This is a genomic window from Actinoplanes flavus (assembly GCF_017592555.1).
GTDB lineage: Bacteria > Actinomycetota > Actinomycetes > Mycobacteriales > Micromonosporaceae > Actinoplanes > Actinoplanes flavus.
The window spans coordinates 106974-125076 of record NZ_JAGFNS010000029.1; the positions used below are offsets into that span (position 1 = coordinate 106974).

20 protein-coding genes are annotated in these 18103 nt (G+C 71.5%); 12 read left to right on the forward strand and 8 right to left on the reverse strand.

The window, feature by feature from the left end; all coding sequences use genetic code 11:
• Positions 1-1395: a hypothetical protein gene (locus J5X75_RS34205; protein WP_208471770.1), complete on the forward strand. Its 1395-nt coding sequence runs from the start codon at positions 1-3 to the stop codon at positions 1393-1395.
• A 319-nt stretch (positions 1396-1714) separates the two neighbouring features.
• Here J5X75_RS34205 and J5X75_RS34210 read toward each other — a convergent pair whose 3' ends face one another.
• The 3 genes from J5X75_RS34210 to J5X75_RS34220 all read right to left on the reverse strand — a co-directional run bounded on the left by J5X75_RS34210 (position 1715) and on the right by J5X75_RS34220 (position 4016).
• A complete protein-coding gene (locus J5X75_RS34210; RefSeq protein WP_208471771.1) occupies positions 1715-2164 on the reverse strand; it encodes a GNAT family N-acetyltransferase in 450 nt (149 codons plus the stop codon).
• 276 nt (positions 2165-2440) lie between these two features.
• A complete protein-coding gene (locus J5X75_RS34215; protein ID WP_208471772.1) occupies positions 2441-2881 on the reverse strand; it encodes a hypothetical protein in 441 nt (146 codons plus the stop codon).
• Positions 2882-3008: 127 nt separating this feature from the next.
• A complete protein-coding gene (locus J5X75_RS34220; protein WP_208471803.1) occupies positions 3009-4016 on the reverse strand; it encodes a hypothetical protein in 1008 nt (335 codons plus the stop codon).
• Positions 4017-4113: 97 nt separating this feature from the next.
• Here J5X75_RS34220 and J5X75_RS34225 point away from each other — a divergent pair, with 97 nt between their 5' ends.
• The 5 genes from J5X75_RS34225 (at position 4114) to J5X75_RS34245 (ending at position 9047) form a co-directional block, all read left to right on the forward strand.
• The gene (locus tag J5X75_RS34225) at positions 4114-4488 is read left to right on the forward strand and encodes a helix-turn-helix transcriptional regulator (RefSeq protein ID WP_238490469.1); all 375 of its coding nucleotides are present in this window, start codon (positions 4114-4116) and stop codon (positions 4486-4488) included.
• 12 nt (positions 4489-4500) lie between these two features.
• Positions 4501-4911 carry a VOC family protein gene (locus J5X75_RS34230; protein ID WP_208471774.1) on the forward strand — a complete coding sequence of 137 codons (411 nt, stop codon included), beginning with the start codon at positions 4501-4503 and terminating at the stop codon, positions 4909-4911.
• A 49-nt stretch (positions 4912-4960) separates the two neighbouring features.
• Positions 4961-5308, forward strand: coding sequence for a VOC family protein (locus tag J5X75_RS34235; protein ID WP_208471775.1), 348 nt, complete (start codon positions 4961-4963; stop codon positions 5306-5308).
• A gap of 18 nt (positions 5309-5326) precedes the next feature.
• Entirely contained in the window at positions 5327-7666 is a 2340-nt protein-coding gene (locus J5X75_RS34240; protein ID WP_208471776.1) for an ATP-binding cassette domain-containing protein, read from the forward strand.
• Positions 7667-7769: 103 nt separating this feature from the next.
• On the forward strand, positions 7770-9047 hold the full coding sequence (locus tag J5X75_RS34245) for a hypothetical protein (RefSeq protein WP_208471777.1): 1278 nt from the start codon (positions 7770-7772) through the stop codon (positions 9045-9047).
• Positions 9048-9397: 350 nt separating this feature from the next.
• Here the strand turns inward: J5X75_RS34245 and J5X75_RS34250 are convergent, their stop codons facing one another.
• A complete protein-coding gene (locus tag J5X75_RS34250) occupies positions 9398-10198 on the reverse strand; it encodes an MBL fold metallo-hydrolase (protein ID WP_208471778.1) in 801 nt (266 codons plus the stop codon).
• The gene (locus J5X75_RS34255; RefSeq protein ID WP_208471779.1) at positions 10195-11001 is read right to left on the reverse strand and encodes an MBL fold metallo-hydrolase; all 807 of its coding nucleotides are present in this window, start codon (positions 10999-11001) and stop codon (positions 10195-10197) included. Before J5X75_RS34255 ends, J5X75_RS34250 begins: the two co-directional genes overlap by 4 nt.
• Positions 11002-11133: 132 nt before the next feature.
• Between J5X75_RS34255 and J5X75_RS34260 the strand changes: the two genes are divergently transcribed.
• Both J5X75_RS34260 and J5X75_RS34265 read left to right on the forward strand, forming a co-directional pair.
• The gene (locus tag J5X75_RS34260) at positions 11134-11715 is read left to right on the forward strand and encodes a TetR/AcrR family transcriptional regulator (protein ID WP_208471780.1); all 582 of its coding nucleotides are present in this window, start codon (positions 11134-11136) and stop codon (positions 11713-11715) included.
• A 3-nt stretch (positions 11716-11718) separates the two neighbouring features.
• Positions 11719-12087 carry a hypothetical protein gene (locus J5X75_RS34265; RefSeq protein WP_208471781.1) on the forward strand — a complete coding sequence of 123 codons (369 nt, stop codon included), beginning with the start codon at positions 11719-11721 and terminating at the stop codon, positions 12085-12087.
• A gap of 1 nt (position 12088) precedes the next feature.
• On the opposite strand, the gene J5X75_RS34270 is transcribed toward J5X75_RS34265, so the two are convergent.
• A complete protein-coding gene (locus J5X75_RS34270) occupies positions 12089-13495 on the reverse strand; it encodes an MFS transporter (RefSeq protein ID WP_208471782.1) in 1407 nt (468 codons plus the stop codon).
• 71 nt (positions 13496-13566) lie between these two features.
• Positions 13567-14055, reverse strand: a complete 489-nt coding sequence (locus tag J5X75_RS34275) for a MarR family winged helix-turn-helix transcriptional regulator (protein WP_208471783.1) — start codon at positions 14053-14055, stop codon at positions 13567-13569.
• Between the two features lie 100 nt (positions 14056-14155).
• Between J5X75_RS34275 and J5X75_RS34280 the strand changes: the two genes are divergently transcribed.
• The 4 genes from J5X75_RS34280 to J5X75_RS34295 all read left to right on the forward strand — a co-directional run bounded on the left by J5X75_RS34280 (position 14156) and on the right by J5X75_RS34295 (position 17042).
• The gene (locus J5X75_RS34280) at positions 14156-14680 is read left to right on the forward strand and encodes a P-loop nucleotide/nucleoside kinase family protein (protein WP_208471784.1); all 525 of its coding nucleotides are present in this window, start codon (positions 14156-14158) and stop codon (positions 14678-14680) included.
• A gap of 140 nt (positions 14681-14820) precedes the next feature.
• Positions 14821-15753 carry a GlxA family transcriptional regulator gene (locus J5X75_RS34285; protein ID WP_307798444.1) on the forward strand — a complete coding sequence of 311 codons (933 nt, stop codon included), beginning with the start codon at positions 14821-14823 and terminating at the stop codon, positions 15751-15753.
• 3 nt (positions 15754-15756) lie between these two features.
• On the forward strand, positions 15757-16392 hold the full coding sequence (locus J5X75_RS34290) for a DJ-1/PfpI family protein (protein ID WP_208471785.1): 636 nt from the start codon (positions 15757-15759) through the stop codon (positions 16390-16392).
• A 14-nt stretch (positions 16393-16406) separates the two neighbouring features.
• The gene (locus tag J5X75_RS34295; protein WP_307798445.1) at positions 16407-17042 is read left to right on the forward strand and encodes a lysophospholipid acyltransferase family protein; all 636 of its coding nucleotides are present in this window, start codon (positions 16407-16409) and stop codon (positions 17040-17042) included.
• Between the two features lie 5 nt (positions 17043-17047).
• Here J5X75_RS34295 and J5X75_RS34300 read toward each other — a convergent pair whose 3' ends face one another.
• The gene (locus J5X75_RS34300) at positions 17048-18016 is read right to left on the reverse strand and encodes a hypothetical protein (RefSeq protein WP_208471786.1); all 969 of its coding nucleotides are present in this window, start codon (positions 18014-18016) and stop codon (positions 17048-17050) included.
• Positions 18017-18103: the final 87 nt, after the last annotated feature.

Below are 18103 nucleotides of genomic sequence, written 5' to 3' on the forward strand. Positions count from 1 at the left end.
ATGAATACGCGGGTGTCGGCGATCATGGCCGGGATCGGCGGGGCCGCGGTCCTCGCGGTGACCGCCTCACCCCGGTACACCTCTGGCCCGATGCCGGTCATCCACGACCTCGGGCGGGCGGAGTACCACGGGCTCGGCTGGGCGATGGCCTTCGTGCCGGTCGTGGTGGCGGTCGCGGCACTGCTCCTGGTGCGCTGGTGGCCGTACCTGCTGGCGGCCGCCTGGCTGATGGCCGCCGTGACGCTGCCGCCCGTCGTCGACCATCCGGCCGCCCTCGACGTGGTCCTCGACCACGCGCCCTACCCGCTGGCCGTCGTCGGCGTCCTCGGCTGCGCCCAGGGTCTGCTGCGCGGCCGCGATTCCGGCTGGGGCGCGATGATCGCCGGGCTGTCCGCCGGTGCGCCGCTGTTCGCCGTCTCGGTTCGTGGCGCCCTCTGGCTGTACCAGCAGCCGTTCCTGGCCGAATGGCATCTCGGGATGCTGCTGCTCGCGTGCGTGCTGCTGGCCCCCGGCGTCTGGCGACTGCGGCGGGGCGACCCGGCCGCGGTCGCCCCGGACGGGGTGCCGTGGTGGGGCTGGGAACGGCTGCGACTGCCGTTGGTCGCGGGCGCGGCCACGTTCATCGAGATCCCGCTCGCCGTCCTCAGCACCGCCGACCTGGCCCTGATCTTCGGTGTCGACGGTGTCGCCCTGTACCGGCACCCCAGCGCCGAGACCGCCATGATCGGCGCGATCACCCTGGCCATCGCCGCGTTCTTCACCGCCCTGGCCGGGCTGTGGACCCTCGCCGGATCGCTCACCGCGGCCGCCGCCCTGGTCGCCGTGTCGGCGCCGATGCTGCTGGCCATCTCCGCGATCGGGTTCGGTGGCCCCGGCCGGTGGCTCGGCGCCCTCGCCGGCCTGGCGATCGGCGCCGGCGTCGCCGTGACCCGCTGGCGGGTGCCCGGCGCGGTGACCCTGGCCGTGGGCGCGGCCACCGCCGTCTTCATCGCCCACTCGGCCACCACCGGGCACCCGGAGAAGCTGGCCCAGCAGGAGCGGGTCGTCCCGGCGCTGATCCTGATGGTGTCGACGGTGGCCGCGGGCACGGCGGTGTTCGGCGCGATCGCACCGGCTCTCGCGTCGCGCGGGGTGGCTCCGGCCGCGCTCGGCCCGATCGGTGGTGTGCTGGCCGTCGCCGGATTGCAGCTCATTCAGGTCACCTACCGGGAAGGGGAGGACCAGTACTCCGGGATGCTGCTGCCGGGCGGCTATCTGACCAGTTCCGGGATGCTGCTGCTGGTCGCGGCCGCCGGGGTCGCCGGGATCGGGCTGGCGCACCACCTGATCGAGCGGTGGACCGGGCGACGCCGGGCCGAACAGATCCGCAAGGAGGCCGCCGAGGCGAGAACGTGACCGGCTGGCCCGGCCCCTCCCCGGCGGGGTGCCCCAGGTGCTGACTCCGGCGCTCGCTGTACGTGCCGGGTGCCCGCCGGGCCCGCGTGATCTGCTGATCGATCACGGACGCGGCGACGGACACCGTCTGACTGCCGATCCGTGTCTCGTAGGCGGACCGGTTCGGGTCCACGCCGACCCGGTCGTAGAGCGCCCGCCGCAACAGCCCGGCCATCCGGTCCTCGCCCTGGCCGAGGTGGAGGACCTCCCCGTCCTCGTCGTCGATGCGCCGGCGCCACGTCCGCCCGCGTCCCCCTCCGATGGAGGAGAACCCTGACGGTCAGCCCAGGGACAGGACCAGGAACTCCTCCGCGCCTTCGCGGACGACCTCCATCTCCTCGAAACCGCACCGCTTCAGCAGGCGGATCGAGGCCGCGTTGCGGACGTCGGCCTCCCCGTAGAGCGGGCGGGTCGTCTCCTCCACCAGGAAGAGGGTGAGCGCCCGCGTGCCGATCCCGCGGCCCCACCAGATGCGGCCCAGCCAGAGACCGACCGTCCGCCGGCCGTCCTGCCACCAGGCGACGATATGGCCGGCGAGCTCCCCGTCGGCGACGATGGCGCGCGCCCGCACCGACGGGTCGCCGAGGACCCGGCGGCGCCAGTGCTCGGTGAAGGAGGCGTGCGAGCGGCTCGGGAAGTTGGCCCGTCGCAGTGCCTCGGGATCACTCTCCTGCTGGTAGAAGACCTCGAGATCCTCCACCGCGACCGGCCGCAGCCCGACGCCGGTCATCGGTCCACATCGCTCACTCCGTCATGTTCTCACGCTGACGGGCCGGCGTCGGTCGCCCAGTCGCGGGACCGACTGCCGGGACGCCCCGCCGCGTCCCGACGCGGAGAGCGGCAAACGGCCGCGCACCTCGGCCCGCCTCACGTCACCGGGCCGTGACGCCTTCGCCGGTCACGTCGGTGCCCTTCAGGAGATCGTGGTCCGCTCCGGCCTGGCGGTGCTCCCGGGCCAGGTCGGCCGCTGAGACGGACCGGTCAGCCGCCCGATCGGGCCGCGAGGTCAGCCGCCGGGGCAGGTGGCCTCGCCGCCGCTCCGGTCGGCGCAGTTGCCGGTGGACACCGGTGAGTGGTGAGTCCGGGACGGGGTGTCGGCGACCAGGCCGGTGGCCTCCAGCCCGCCGCGCACCGACAGGAGCGCGACGAGGAGGCCGGCGACGGTCAGGACGCCGCAGATCATGGTGCCGAGTGGGCGCTGATCGCGGTGGCCGACGACGGTGGCGGCGGCCGGGAGCAGGACCGCCAGGGTGCAGGCGGTCAGGACCAGGACGCCGCCGCGGGTCTGATGCGGGTTCGGCGCCTGCGAGGAGAAGCTGATCAGGTCGAGGACGGCGACGAGGAACAGTGCCGGGACCGCGATGATCCACAGCAGGATCAGCACGGTCATGGTGAATCGGGCGTCGCCCCGCCGAATCCGGTCGGTTTCCCCCGCTGTCGATGACATGGGTGCACCGTAGCCGGGCCGGGCACGGGATTCGGCCCGGCGGCCGCGCGGCGGCCCGGACCGGCAGGCGGCCGCGCGGCTCGGCGGGACGGGGTGGGTTCGTGGAGGGCGGCGTAGCCCGTACGAATCAGTCGATTGTCGGGGGTTGGTTCTGAGCGGCGCGGAGGGCGGCGGCGGCGGCCGAGTAGGGGTTGTAGGTGTAGGTGCGCGAGAGCGTGCCGGTCGCGCTGAAGTAGGAGGCGGCGAGTTTGGCTGGGTCGGTGGCGATCTCGCCACGGGCGACCGCGTCGTTGCCGTCGTCCCAGCCCCAGGGCGCGTTGGCGGAGTTGGTGCCGCAGGCGAAGGTGCCGGTGCCGCAGCCGCCGGAGTTGTCGCCGGCGAAGGTGCCGAGGGAGGCGAACAGGCTCGTGTTGGCGCGCTGGGCCCACAGGCCGCCGTCGGCGAAGACGTCGATCAGCCGGTAGCGGACGTCGCGGTCGTTGGTGCTGCTCGGCGATTCGGATACGGACAGTGACGGGTAGTAGACGATGCCGTCGCCGTTGATGGTGTATTGCGGATAGGCCTTGAGCCCGTGTCCGCCGCGCTCCTGGGCGGTGACCGGATGCTGGTAGGAGTCGTGCGGCGAGGACTGGAGCTGGAGCGTCCCGTCGATCGTCTCGGATCCGTTGGCCCAGTCGCCGCCGGCCGGCTTGTAGGAGAAGAAGTCACTGTGCGCGACCGTCACGGCCGCTTTCAGGCTGCCGTAGTCGGACCCGTCCTTGGCGACGATCTCCAGCACGCCTTCGCCGTCGTTCTCGTGCTCGGTCTCGAAGAACGGGTGGTCGATCCAGTCGCGCGGGTGGAAGAAGAGGTAGGTGAGGTAGTAGTGGGTGCTCGTTTCCAGGACCGAGTAGTAGACCGCGGCGTCAGTGTTCGTCCCGGTGTTGTCCCAGTTGTCCCGGCCGTTCAGGTTCCCGTCGAAGTCGTATCGGGTGATGTAGTCGCTCTTGCCGCTGAGCGCGTGGCCGCCGGTGGCGTCGACGTCCTGGTAATGGATGGGCGCCCAGCGCAGGGCGATCTCCGCCCGGCTCGGGGCGGCGTGTGCCGGAGTGGTGAGACCGGCCGCGATCAGCGCGCCGGCCACGACGGGAACCATTTTTCGCACGGGTCCTCCTTGTATCGGTGCACGTCAATATAAGGCCCGGGATTAGGCTGAGATGGTGAACGACCGACGCCTGTATGAACTCGTGCTGATGCGCCGTGTCCGGGACCGGATCGACCGCCACTACGCGGAGCCGCTCGACGTCGAGGCGCTGGCCCGGTCCGTGCACATGTCGGCCGGGCACCTGAGCCGGCGGTTCCGGTCGGCGTTCGGCGAGTCGCCCTACAGCTACCTGATGACCCGGCGCATCGAGCGGGCCATGACCCTGCTGCGGCGCGGCGACCTGAGCGTCACCGAGGTGTGCTTCGCGGTCGGCTGCTCGTCGCTCGGCACGTTCAGCACCCGGTTCTCCGAGCTGGTCGGGGTGTCGCCGAGCGTCTACCGCAAGCAGGCGGGCGACCAGCTCGCCGGCTTGCCCGGCTGTGTCACCCGGCAGGTGACCCGGCCGATCCGGGCTGTTTCATAGCATCATCGGGGCATGAGCCTCGTCATTCAGTCGGCCTTCCTGCCGGCCGACGATCCGGAGCGATCACTCGCCTTCTACCGCGACGGCCTCGGCTTCGAGGTGCGACTCGACGTGGGGTACGGCGACATGCGCTGGATCACCGTCGGCCCGCCCGGCCAGCCGCAGACCTCGATCGTCCTGCACCCGCCCGGCGTCGACCCGGGCCTGACCGACCAGGAACGGCGCACCATCGCCGAGATGATGGCGAAAGGCTGCTACGCCGGCATCATCCTGGGCGCCACCGACCTTCAGGAGACGTACGAGAAGCTGGCGGCCAGTGGCGCCGAGGTGGTGCAGGAGCCGTTCGACCAGCCGTTCGGGGTGCGCGACTGCGCCTTCCGGGACCCGGCCGGCAACCTGATCCGGATCAACCAGCTGACCTGATCAGGAATCGAGAAGCGCGGCCCGCCGGTGACGACCTAGCGTGATGGGCATGACCACACAAGGCATCAAGACCGTCCTGCACCCCGTCACCGACCTGGAGAAGTCCAAGGCCGTCTACACCGCCCTGCTCGGCGCCGAGCCGACGGCGGACAGCCCCTACTACGTCGGCTACGACGTGGCCGGCCAGCACATCGGCCTGGTCCCGGGCGGCGGGCCGCAGGGGCTGAAGGCGCCGCTGGCCTACTGGCACGTGGCCGACATCGATGCCAAGCTGGCCGAGCTGAGCGCGGCCGGCGCGACGGTGACCGAACCCGCGCACGAGGTCGGGCCGGGCCGCCGGGTCGCCAGCGTGACCGATTCCGACGGTAACGTTCTCGGAATCCTGCAGGACAGCTGACACTCACAGGGGGAGAGAATGAGCGTCCACCGCTCGATCCGCGTGCACGGCGCCCGGGTCAACAACCTCAAGGACGTCCGTGTCGAGATCCCGAAACACCAGCTCACGGTGTTCACCGGGGTCTCCGGGTCGGGTAAGAGCTCGCTGGTGTTCGGCACCATCGCCGCCGAGTCGCAGCGTCTGATCAACGAGACGTACAGCGCCTTCGTGCAGGGGTTCATGCCGACGCTGGCCCGCCCGGACGTGGACGTGCTGGAGGGCCTGACCACGGCGATCATCGTGGATCAGGAGCGGATGGGCTCCGACCCGCGCTCGACGGTGGGCACCGCGACCGACGCCAACGCGATGCTGCGGATCCTGTTCAGCCGGCTCGGGGATCCGCACATCGGGTCGCCGCAGGCGTACTCCTTCAACGTCGCCTCGATCTCCGGCGCCGGCGCGGTGACCATCGAGAAGGCCGGCACCACGACCAAGGAGCGGCGCAGCTTCAGCATCACCGGCGGCATGTGCCCGCGGTGCGAGGGCCGCGGCAACGTCAACGACTTCGATCTCACCCAGCTGTACGACGAGACGAAGTCGATCAACGACGGCGCCATCTCGATCCCCGGGTACAGCATGGAAGGGTGGATGGGCCGGATCTTCCGGGGCTGCGGCTTCTTCGACGTGGACAAGCCGATCGGCAAGTTCACCAAGCGCGAGCTGCACGACCTGCTCTACAAGGAGCCCACCAAGATCAAGGTGGACGGGATCAACCTGACCTACACCGGCCTGATCCCGGGCATCCAGAAGTCGTTCCTGAGCAAGGACGTCGACGCGATGCAGCCGCACGTCCGCGCCTTCGTGGAGCGGGTGATCACCTTCACGGTCTGCCCCGAGTGCGAAGGCACCCGGCTGGCCGAGCACGCCCGCGCGTCGAAGATCAAGGGCGTCAGCATCGCCGACGCCTGCGAGATGCAGATCAGCGACCTGGCCGAGTGGGTCCGCGGCCTGGACGAGCCGTCGGTCGCCCCGCTGCTGGAGAAACTGCGGCACACCCTGGAGTCGTTCGTCGAGATCGGCCTGGGCTACCTGTCCCTGAACCGGCCGGCCGGCACCCTGTCCGGCGGCGAGGCCCAGCGCACCAAGATGATCCGGCACCTCGGCTCGGCGCTCACCGACGTCACCTACGTCTTCGACGAGCCCACCATCGGGCTGCACCCGCACGACATCCAGCGGATGAACGAGCTGCTGCTGCGCCTGCGGGACAAGGGCAACACGGTCCTCGTCGTCGAGCACAAGCCGGAGGCCATCGCGATCGCCGACCGGATCGTCGACCTCGGGCCGGGCGCCGGCACCGCGGGCGGCGAGATCTGCTTCGAGGGTACGGTCGAGGGCCTGCGCGCCAGCGGCACCATCACCGGCCGGCACCTGGACGACCGCTCGTCCTTCAAGCCGTCGGTGCGGTCGGGCAAGGGCCACCTGGAGATCCGTGGTGCGTCCACCCACAACCTCCAGGACGTCGACGTCGACATCCCGCTCGGCGTGCTGGTCGTGGTGACCGGGGTGGCCGGGTCCGGCAAGAGCTCGCTGATCCACGGCTCGGTGGCCAAGCGGGACGGCGTGGTGGCGATCGACCAGACGGCGATCCGCGGGTCCCGCCGATCGAATCCGGCCACGTACACCGGCCTGCTCGAACCCATCCGCAAGGCGTTCGCCAAGGTCAACGGGGTGAAGCCGGCCCTGTTCAGCGCCAACTCCGAGGGCGCCTGCCCGACCTGCAAGGGCGCCGGGGTCATCTACATGGACCTGGGCATCATGGCCGGGGTGTCGACGCCGTGCGAGGAGTGCGAGGGCAAGCGGTTCGAGGCCTCGGTGCTGGAGTACAAGCTGGGCGGCAAGGACATCTCCGAGGTCCTGGCGATGCCGGTGACCGAGGCGGAGGCGTTCTTCGCCGCGGGTGACGCGAAGCTGCCGGCCGCGCACACGATCCTGAAACGGCTCGCCGACGTCGGGCTCGGCTACCTCACCCTCGGCCAGCCGCTGACCACGCTGTCCGGCGGGGAGCGGCAGCGGATCAAGCTGGCCACCCGCATGGGCGACAAGGGCGGCGTCTACATCCTCGACGAGCCGACCACCGGCCTGCACCTGGCCGACGTCGAGCAGCTGCTGGGCCTGCTGGACCGGCTGGTCGACGCGGGCAAGTCGGTGATCGTCATCGAGCACCACCAGGCGGTCATGGCGCACGCCGACTGGATCATCGACCTCGGTCCGGGCGCCGGTCACGACGGTGGCCGGATCGTCTTCGAGGGCACCCCGGAGGCGCTGGTCAAGGACGGTTCGACGCTGACCGGGCAGCATCTCGCGGAGTATGTCGTCTGACACCGAGCGGGTTATTGGCACGCAGGGGATTGAAGGGTCCCCCTACACTGCCAAGTCGCGGCACGGGGGAGTGCCGCCACCCCTTGAATGGAGACGTCTGCGCATGAAGCGCTTCCTGGCCGGCGCTGTCGCCGGTGTAACAGCCCTGACCCTCACGGTCGGGTGTGCGAACCAGTTCCAGCAGCTCGAACCGAAACTGGAGCTGAAGAAGGCCGCGGAGAACCTGGGCGCGGAGGGTAAGGCGGGCTTCACGCTGAAGGCCGGCGGCAGCGTCGACGACGTGATCGCGGCCGCCAAGAAGTCGGGCGACACCATCACCGCCGAGGACGAGGAGATCTTCCGCAAGATCTACAACTCTTCGGTCACGATGGCCTGGGACAAGGCCGGCGAGAGCGTCACCGACGACCGCCTCCAGGTGACCGCGAACATCGACGGGGTCACCGGCCTCGACATGCGGACCGTCGACGAGGTCTTCTACCTCAAGGTGCCGGTCACCGAGCTGGCCCAGAAGTTCGGGGCGAGCAGCTCCGACATCACCGAGATGCGCTCCGGGCTGTCCGCCGAGGCGCCCACCCTGGCGGCGCTGTTCGACGGTGAGTGGGTCTCGGTGGCCGCCGCCGACCTGAAGAAGCTGGGCGAGCAGGTCGGCGGGGTCACCGCGGCCGCCGCCGACCAGCAGGTGCAGAGCGAGAAGCTCGCCGCCGAGTTCAAGACCAGCGCGGAGAACCTGCTGGAGAGCGCCGACGTGGTGCGCGACGAACAGGACAAGAAGCACCTGATCGTCACGACCTCCACCGGCAAGGCCACCGCCGAGGCGAAGCGTCTCGCCGAGGCCGCCATCAAGATCATTTCTCCGGAGGCGGCCGCCGAGGCCACCGCGTCGCTCCAGAAGGAGATCGACAAGAACGCCCCGGCGGACAAGCCGATCGTCCTGGACATCTGGGTCGACAACGGCAAGTTCACCGCGTTCGAGATCAACTACCTGCAGTTCGTCGAGGGCGCCACCGGCCGCGGCACGGTCCGCGTCGAGATCGCCGACAGCATCGACATCACCGCGCCGTCCGGCGCGCAGAAGCTCGACGTGGCCCCGATCTTCGAGGCGCTCGCCGGAGCGGCCTCCGGTGGCGGCACGTCCGGCGCCGGTTCCGCGGAGAACTGGGCCGAACTCGTCGGCCAGCAGGCCGTCCTCATGGCGATCACCGAGCAGGGCAAGCCGGCCAACTACCTGAAGAAGGCCGCCACCCAGATGGCCATCCCCGGCGTCAAGGTGCAGGTCGTCCGCAAGGGCGTGGCCCAGGTGACCTCGGGCACCAGCGTCGCCTGCGTGACCGTTCCGGCCACCACCCGCGGCGAGCCCAAGGTCAAGGCCGGCGCCTGCTGATCCACCCGGATCAACGACGGCCGGTCGGGTCCGGCGTGCCGACCCGGCACACCGGACCCACCCGGCCCACCGGCTCCCGCCGGCCGTCCACACTCGTCACCCCGGCCACCCCGGCCGGGGTGACGTGCTGTATCCGGACCCTTCCCGGCGCCGCGCCAACACGCGGCCGGCAGACCATCGCCATCCGGCCCGGCGAGGACACCCCGGACGGCTTCGACCGGATCTTCGCGGTCGACGTGCGCGCGCCGTTCTTCCTGATCCAGAAGGTGCTACCTCGGGCCCGAGCTTCTCGGGTGAGCGGCGGCCGCGTGCTGGATCACCGCGAACGTCGTCGACGCCACCGGTGGCGGTTACCTCGGGCCCGAGTGTCTCGGGTGAGCGGCGGCCGCGCGCAGCAGTTCCGGGTCGTGCGCGTTGACGATCGTCAGGGTGGGGTCGGCGGCGGCCCACAGCTCGGTGAGGCGGTCATGGTTGGCGCGGACCAGGCGCCGGTCGTGGGCGATGGCCGCCTCCAAGGTGGCCAGGACACGATGGCGGCGGGTCACACCGTCGATCTGCCCGCGGTGGTAGAAGGCGTCGCCGGCGTGCAGGATCCAGCCGTCGCCGGTGTCGACCGCCACGGCGGCGTGGCCGCGGGTGTGGCCGGGCATCGCGATCAGGACCACCCCCGGGACGATCTCGGTGGCGGCGGCGAAACCGCGCCAGCCGTCGCCCTTCGCCGGATCGTGTTCTACCAGGTGAGGGTGGTGCTCACGCTGGGCCGGCAGGTAGCGGGAGCGCTCGTTCCACGTCCGCGGGTGCTGGGCGGCGCCCGACTCGGCGGCGGTCAGGTGTATCCGGGCCTGCGGGAAGTCGGCGGTGCCACCGGAATGGTCCGCGTCGTAGTGGGTGAGCACGATGTCCCGTACGTCGTCGGGGTCCAGTTGAAGGCGTTGCAGCTGCCGGAAGGCGGACTCCTCCGGATCGAGCACCGGTTTGATCAGATGGCGCGAGGCGCCGATGCGGTGCGCCGGCTCGGCGGCGTCACGCAGACCGAAACCCGAGTCGACCAGCAGCAGCCCTTCGGCGGTCTCGACCGCGAGCACGTGGCAGACCAGGCTCGGGGTGAGGGGCGGGCGCATGGTTCCGCAATTGAGGTGGTGGACCTTCACAGAGGCTCTCCCAGGGTCGGCAGCGTCAACTCCACGTCGTCGATGGCGGCCTGTTCGCCGAGGAACCGCATCGTGGTCCGGAAGTCGTCGGCGAAGCGTGGCATAGGACGCAGCGGCCGGTCGAGAGGGCGGGTGAAATCGTCCCAGTGGATCGGGACGACCCGGCGGGCGCCGGTACGCCGGACGAGCCGGTCCCAGTAGGTCGCCCGGAACCCGGCGGACTGCTTCCCGAGCCCGCCGACGCCCAGGAAGACGGTGCCGGCGGGGTGGCCGTCGAGGTCGGCGTGGTTGGCGCTGGCGTGGATGAGCAGCCGCTCGTCGCCGTGTGTCACGTGCAGGGTGTGACACTCGCCGGTCCGGTAGTCGCGGGCCCGCGCGCCGAGCCCGATCGGCCGGTCGACGGTTCCGGGGAAGAGGTCGCCGGGGCTGTGCAGCGTCGGCAACACCCTTATCCGGAAATTTCCTATCTCGACCTGGTCGGTCGTGGTGAAACGGTCCACAGGGAAGCCGTGGCCGAGTGCGATGTTCCGGGTCGACGCCGAGCCGAACAGTCGCGCCCCGGTCATCATCGCGACCGTGGGCGCGTCCAGCGCGTGATCGTAGTGCGAGTGCATCACGAACAGCCCGTCCACGGAGGTGATCCCGAACCGCCGCAGCGCCGCGGCGATCCGCTCCCGATCCGGCCGCACCCGCCCGGCCAGCACCCGCAGCAGCCCCGGCCGCGAGAAGAACCCGTCGGTGAGCAGGGTGGTCCGCCCGTCACTGAGCAGGACGGTCGAGACCCCGAGGAACACCTTCCGCATCATCGCCGAGCCTAGCCCGGGTGGCTCAGCGTCCACGATCGCGCCGAGGGCCCGCCGCTGAACCGGGCAGCGCCACCCTGTCGTATGGTAACGTCGCGTATCCAGATACATGGTGTTACCGAAAGGGAAGGTATGCGGCTGACACGCGCCGAGCAGCAGCGGCTCACCCGGCAGCGGTTGCTGGAGGCGGCGGTCGCGGCCTTTCTGGAGCGGGGCTATCTCGCCGCGACCGTCGAGGAGATCGCCGCCGCGGGTGGATATACGCGTGGCGCCGTCTACAAGCAGTTCGGCGGTAAGGAAGGGCTCTGGCAGGCCATCGTCGACACCCGGGCCGAGGAGTTGATGCGGGGGCTCGCCGTGGCCCTCGACCAGGCCGGCAGCCGGGAGGACCTGCTCGCCGTCCTCACCCCGGGCGGCGGTGACCAGGCCCGCTGGGCGCTGGTGTCCGCCGAGGCGGTGGCGGCGATGTCCGGCAACCCCCGGCACGCGGCCACCATGGCGGCACTCCAGGACCGGTTCGACACCGAGATCACGGCGCTGCTGGAGCGGCACTGCGCCCGTCTCGGCCTCACCCCGGCGATGCCGCTGCCGCACCTGGTCGTCGCGTGGGGCTCGATGGGGGCCGGGCTGGCGCTGCGGCAGGCGATCCACCCCGGCACCGACGCGGCCGCCGTCACCGCGAGCCTGCTGGACGCGCTCTTTCGCAAGGAGTGAAGGATGAATCCGCTGTCCCGGATCCTCCGGCGGTTCGCCGACGCCGTCTCGCACGCCGACACGGGCCCCTACGCGGGCGCGCCCCGCAACCCCGAGCTGCGTGTCGGGGACGAGCAGACCTACTCCACGGTGCGGTATGCGACCGGCCACATCGCGCACATCGCCACCGCGGTCCGCGAGGACACGTGTCCCCGGTGCGGCTCGCCGATGGCCGAGACCCACGAGATCCAGCAGCGTGAGGGCTCGGCGGTGCGCCTGCGTACGGGCTCGGCCCGCGCCTGCCCGGCGTGCGAGCCGGACTCCTGGCTGCTGCGGTCGCAGACGAGCGCGGCGGTCCGCGCCCGCGAGGCGGCCCGCCGCAACGTCGTCTGAGTCAGCCGGCGGTCACCGGCGCGGGCGCGATCTCACGGGCGGGGCGGCGGAGTACGAGCACGGCGACCAGGAGAGCCGTGGCCAGGAGGCCGGCCGAGGTGGCGAAGGCGAGCCGGTAGCCGCCGGTCAGCGCGGCCGCCTGGTCGGCGCCGGCGGTCAGCAGACGGTCGGTGCGGGTGGCGGCCAGTGTGGAGAGCACCGCCACGCCGAGGGCCATGCCGACCTGCTGCGTGGTGTTGAACAGGCCGGAGGCGAGCCCCGCGTCGCTCTGTTCGGCGCCGGACATGCCCAGGGTGGCCAGCGCCGGCAGGACCAGGCCGCCGCCGGAGATCAGCAGCATCACCGGCAGCAGGTCGGTGACGTACGACGCCTGCACGGGGATGCGGGTGAGCAGCGCCATGGCCGCGATCAGCAGCAGGAGCCCGGCACGCAGCACGGTGTGGGCGCCGAACCGGGTACTGAGCGGGGCGGACACGAACAGCGAGACCACCCCGATGCCGACGGCGGCCGGGAGCATGGCGAGGCCGGTCTCCAGGGCGCCGTACCCGAGGACCTTCTGCATGTGCAGCGCGACCAGCACCTGGAAGGCGAACATCCCGGACAGCGACAGCATCTGGGCCAGGTTGGCGCCGGTGACGTCCCGGGACCGCAGGATCCGCAGTGGCATGAGCGGCTCGCGTGCGGTTACCTGCCGGGCCACGAATCCGGCCAGCAGGGCGAGGGCGACGGTTGCGGTGAGCCAGGCGTACCGGCCGTTCGTGACGATCGTGTAGATGCCCAGCATCAACCCGGAGGTGACCAGGACGGCGCCGAGGACGTCGGTGTGGGGCGACCATCCGGCGCCGCGTTCGGCGGGCAGGGCGACCAGCGCCAGCGCGATGGTGGCGACCCCGATCGGCACGTTGATGAAGAAGATCCACGGCCAGCTCAGCACGTCGGTGAGCACCCCGCCGAGCACCTGCCCGATGGACGCGCCGGCCGCCCCGGTGAAGCTGAAGACCGCGATCGCCTTGCCGCGCTCGACCGGGTCGGTGAAGAGCGTGACCAGGATGCCGAGCACCACCGCCGAGGCCAGCGCGCTGCCGACACCCTGGAGGAACCGGGCCGTGATCAGCAGGCCGGGTCCGGTGGCGAGGCCGGCGAGCAGGGACGCCCCGGTGAAGACGGCGTTGCCGGCGAGGAACATCCGGCGGCGGCCGAGCAGGTCACCGAGTCGCCCGGCGAGCAGCAGCAGTCCGCCGAACGGGATCAGGTAGGCGTTGACCATCCAGCTCAGGCCGGTCGCGGTGAAGCCGACGTCCGCCTGGATCGCGGGCATCGCCACGGTGACGATGCTGCCGTCGAGGACGGTCATCAGGCCGGTCGCGGAGAGCACGGCGAGCGCGGTCCAGCGTTTCGGGTACGACATGGGGTTCCTCTCGTCGGATCGACGAAAGGAACGCTAGCAGATAGTTCGGTTACGGACTATCTCTATCTTCCCTACTTTGCGCGCTCCCGGGGACGACGGGCCGCGTGCGGACCCTCGGCGGGGGCGGCCAGATGCTCGGTGGCCAGCCGGTTCAGGGCGCGGACCAGCACCGCGCGCTCCTCGTCGGGCAGTGAGCGCAGCGCGTCGCGGTGCACCCCGTCGACGATCTCCTGGCTGCGCTTGGCGATCTCCGCGCCGGCGGCGGTGACCGCGATGATCCGGGCCCGGCGGTCGGTGCTGGACGGGCGGCGTTCCGCGTACCCCGCCTTCTCCAGCGCGTCGACCGTGGCCACCATCGTGGTCTTGTCCATGTCGCCCAGCTCGGCCAGCTGGATCTGGGTGCGCTCCTGCTCCAGCGCGTGCACCAGCACACAGTGCATCCGCGCGGTCAGGCCGATCTCGCCCAGCCCCGCCGCCATCCGGCTACGCAGCACGTGGCTGGTGTGATCGAGCAGGTAGGACAGGTCGGACTCGGTGCGGGTGGGCGCCATCGCGGTCATGCGACGAGCGTAGCCGGGGATGGTTTCGCGCCGGACGATCCGCGACCGATCGGAAACCGTTGTCCGTCGCCACGAGCGTGCGGATGGCAGGCTTTCTCCTGTGGCGCACCGGCTGATCCTGATCAACGGGCTTCCCGGCTCGGGCAAGAGCACTCTGGCCGGGCGCCTGGCGCCCGCGCTGCGCGTACCCCTGATCGGGAAGGACCTGGTGAAAGAGGCCCTGGCCGGAGCCGCGCCGGGTGTCCCGCCGACGGCGGTGGGCCGGATCGCGGCGCAGGTGATGTGGGAGCTGGCGGCCGTCACGCCGGGTGTGGTCATCCTGGAGAGCTGGTGGTTCCGGCCGCGCGACCTCGGTTTCGTGACCGAGGGCATCGCCCGATCGGGTGCCCGCGCGACCGTGGAGGTCTGGTGCGACGTGCCCGCCGAGGTGGCCCTGGAACGCTACCGCGACCGGCGGCGCGGCACCCTGTACGAGGACGGCGATCGCCTGCGTGACGACTGGCCGCGGTGGGCGGTGGAGGCGTCGCCGCTCGCCGTCGGCCCGGTCGTCACCGTCGAGACCGACCGCCCGGTGATCGCCACCCGACTGATCCGGGCGATCAGCGAGGCCATCGGCGGGGTGTAGCCGGCCGGCAGAAGGCGCGGCGTAGCCGTATGGCACGAGAGCGGGGTGTGGCCGGCCGGCAGAAGGCGGCGTGACCGATGGCAGGAAAGGTGGGAACCGCGTCGTTGCGGCCATGAGGCGCGGCCGCGAGGGTAGAGGGCGTGGACGTGCTGATCCTGCTCTTCGACGGCGTGCAGAGTCTCGACGTGACCGGGCCGATGGAGGTGTTCGCGGGTGCCGGCTACCGGGTCGCCACCGCGAGCACGGGCGGCGCCCCGGTCCGTACGTCGAGCGGCCTCACCCTGCTGCCGGACGGTGAGCCGGGCGACCGGCGGCCGGACATCCTGGTCGTCCCCGGCGGACCCGGCACCCGCGCCGCCCAGCAGGGGATCGTCGACTGGATCCGGGCCAACGCCGGTCACGTGCCCCGGATCATGTCGGTCTGTTCCGGCGCGTTCCTGCTGGCCGAGGCGGGTCTGCTGAGTGGCCGCCGGGTCACCACCCACTGGAGTTTCGCCGGCACGCTGGCCCGCCGGCACCCGGACGTGTGCGTGGATCCGGAGCCGATCTTCATCCGGGACGGCCGGATCTCCACGTCGGCCGGGGTCACCGCCGGCATCGACCTGGCGCTGGCCCTGGTCGAGGAGGACCTGGGCCGCGACACCGCCCTGACCATCGCCCGGCACCTGGTGATGTTCCTGCGCCGGCCGGCCAACCAGACCCAGTTTTCGGCGCAGCTGTCCGCACAGGTCGCGGCCCGTCCGGGGTTGCGGGAGGTGCAGCGGTGGATCGCCGACAACCCGGCCGCCGACCTCAGCGTCGAGGAGCTGGCCCGGCGCGCCAGCCTGTCACCGCGCCAGTTCGCCCGCGCGTTCACCGCCGAGGTCGGGCAGACCCCCGGCCGGTACGTGGACGCCACCCGCCTGGAGACCGCCCGCCGCCTGCTCGAGGACGGCATCGGGGGCATCGAGCAGGTCGCCCGCGCCAGCGGGTACGGCACCCCGGAGGCGATGCGCCGCGCCTTCCTGCGGGTGCTGGGGGTCTCCCCGTCCGAGTATCAACGGCGCTTCCGCCCCGTACCGATGGAGGTTTGAGAAATGCAGTTGGCGATCGTCCTCTTCGAACGTCTCACCGCGCTGGACGCGATCGGGCCCTACGAGGTGCTGAGCCGGGTGCCCGGCCTGGAGGTGGTCTTCGTGGGGGAGCGGACCGGTCAGGTGCGCACCGAGGTCGGCAGTCTCGGGTTGACGGTGGACGCCACCTACGCCGACGTGCCGCGCCCGGATGTGATCCTGGTGCCGGGCGGTCCCGGCCAGAACGACCACATGACCGACGGCCCGATGCACCGCTGGCTGCGTGCCGCCGACGCGACGAGCACCTGGACCGCGTCGGTGTGCACCGGTTCGCTGATCCTGGCGGCGGCCGGGCTGCTCGACGGCCGGCGGGCCACGTCGCACTGGCTGGCCCTGGACGGCCTGGCCGCGTTCGGCGCGATTCCGGCGGAGGAACGCATGGTCACGGACGGGAAGTACGTGACGGCGGCCGGGGTGTCGGCCGGCATCGACATGGCGCTGACGCTGGTCGGCGAGATGGCGGGCGCAACCGTGGCACAGGCGGTGCAGTTGGGCATCGAGTACGACCCGCAGCCGCCCTATCCGGCCGGTTCGCCGCGCACGGCCCCGGCGGAGGTGGTAGCGGTGGTGCGGGGGGTTCGTGACTCCATCCTGAACTAGGTTCCTCGAGAGGCGTGCTGTCCGTGTACGAGCTGCTCACGAAGATCGTCCGGCTGCGTGTGGAAGGCGCCGAGCACGTGCCGCCGACCGGTCCGCTGCTGTTGGCGTCGAATCACCTGTCGGTCACCGACTCGACGTTCCTGCCGATGGCCCTGGCCCGCAAGGTGATCTTCATGGCGAAGGCGGAGTACTTCACCGGGCGCGGTCCGGGTGGGCGGCTGGTCTCCTGGTTCATGGCCCGCGACGGGCAGGTGGCGGTGGACCGTGACGACACCCGGGCGGCGGTCCGGTCGCTCGACGCGTGCCTCGGCGTGCTGCTGCGCGGTGAGGCGTTCGGGATCTACCCGGAGGGGACACGCTCGCCGGACGGGCGGCTCTACCGCGGCCGTACCGGGGTGGCGTGGCTGGCGCTCAAGTCGGGCGCGCCGGTGGTGCCGGTGGCGATGTCCGGCACCGACCGGGTGCTGCCGCCGGGCCGGATCGTTCCGCGGCCGGCCCGGGTCTCGGTGGTCTTCGGCAAGCCGGTCCCGTTGTCCGGAGTCGCCGCCGACCCGGACAACGCCCAGGACCGGCGGGCCGCCACCGACATGATCATGGCGGCGATCGCGGAACTGTCCGGTCAGGACTACGTGCCCCGCTACGCGAGGTAGGTGGCTCAGTCGAGCATGGCCCTCGCGTAGGCGGCCACGTCGACCGGGGCGCGGGACGGGCCGAGCAGGGCGTCGGCGAGCGGTTGCAGGTCGCCGACCGTGAGACCGGCGTCCCGCTGGCCCCGGTACGGGTCCTGGGGGCCGTCGCCGGGCATGGTCGTCGCCGGAACCCAGTGCCGCAGCACCCGGTCGACCAGCGCCTGCGCCGAGGCGTCCGCGAAGTCCGCCGGGTCGGCGAAGGTGAACCCGTTGCCGCAGCGGCGCTGCTGCTCCAGGTGGCGGTCCTCCCAGAAGCGCAGCGTCCAGCCGGGCCAGCGGTCGGCGAACCGTTCGGTCAGCCCGTACACCGGCTCGGTCGACCACACCCCGGCGGTCCGGGCCGCCGGGTCGAGGTGCAGACCGCCGCGCGGCACCCGGGGCAGGGCGGTCACCCGGGGCAGTTCGAAGAGCTGGTCGAGCAGGGCCGGGCCGATCGACCACGGGGCCTCGGCGTTGTAGTCGAGGCCGTACGCCGTGGTGCCGACCGTGATCACCTGGTGCAGGACGAGTTCCTCCTCGGGACCGGGCTTGTGCCACGGGAACAGCGCGGTGCCGTCCCACGGCCGCCGCCCGAGCACCGCTCGGTCCAGCCCGAGCGCGTCGGTCACGTCGGCGATCCCGTTGTACGCCCACCGGACCGTCCAGCCCGGCCACGTGCGCCGGCAACCGTCCAGCAACGCGAGCCGCTGGTGGTAGTCGACGTCCAGGAAGAACAGCAGGTCCCGGGCGTCCAGATCGATCAGCGCGCCGGCCTCGCACTCGTCCTCGGCCTGCCACTGGGCCGGGTCCTCCCACGCGGACATGGCGCCGAAGACGGCCAGCGCCGGTTCCGGGCCCAGCGCCAGGTACGCGTCGAGGCTGTAACCGATGCTGTCGCTGCCGCAATGCGTCCACGCGCCGTCCATGCGGATCGCCACGTTCGCCCGTGATCCCATGCGCGGATCATATTAATGATCATCGGGGTGCGTGTCGTGGGTGTCACCCGCGGTGGTGAGTCAGCCGTCAGAATTCATAATCCCCGC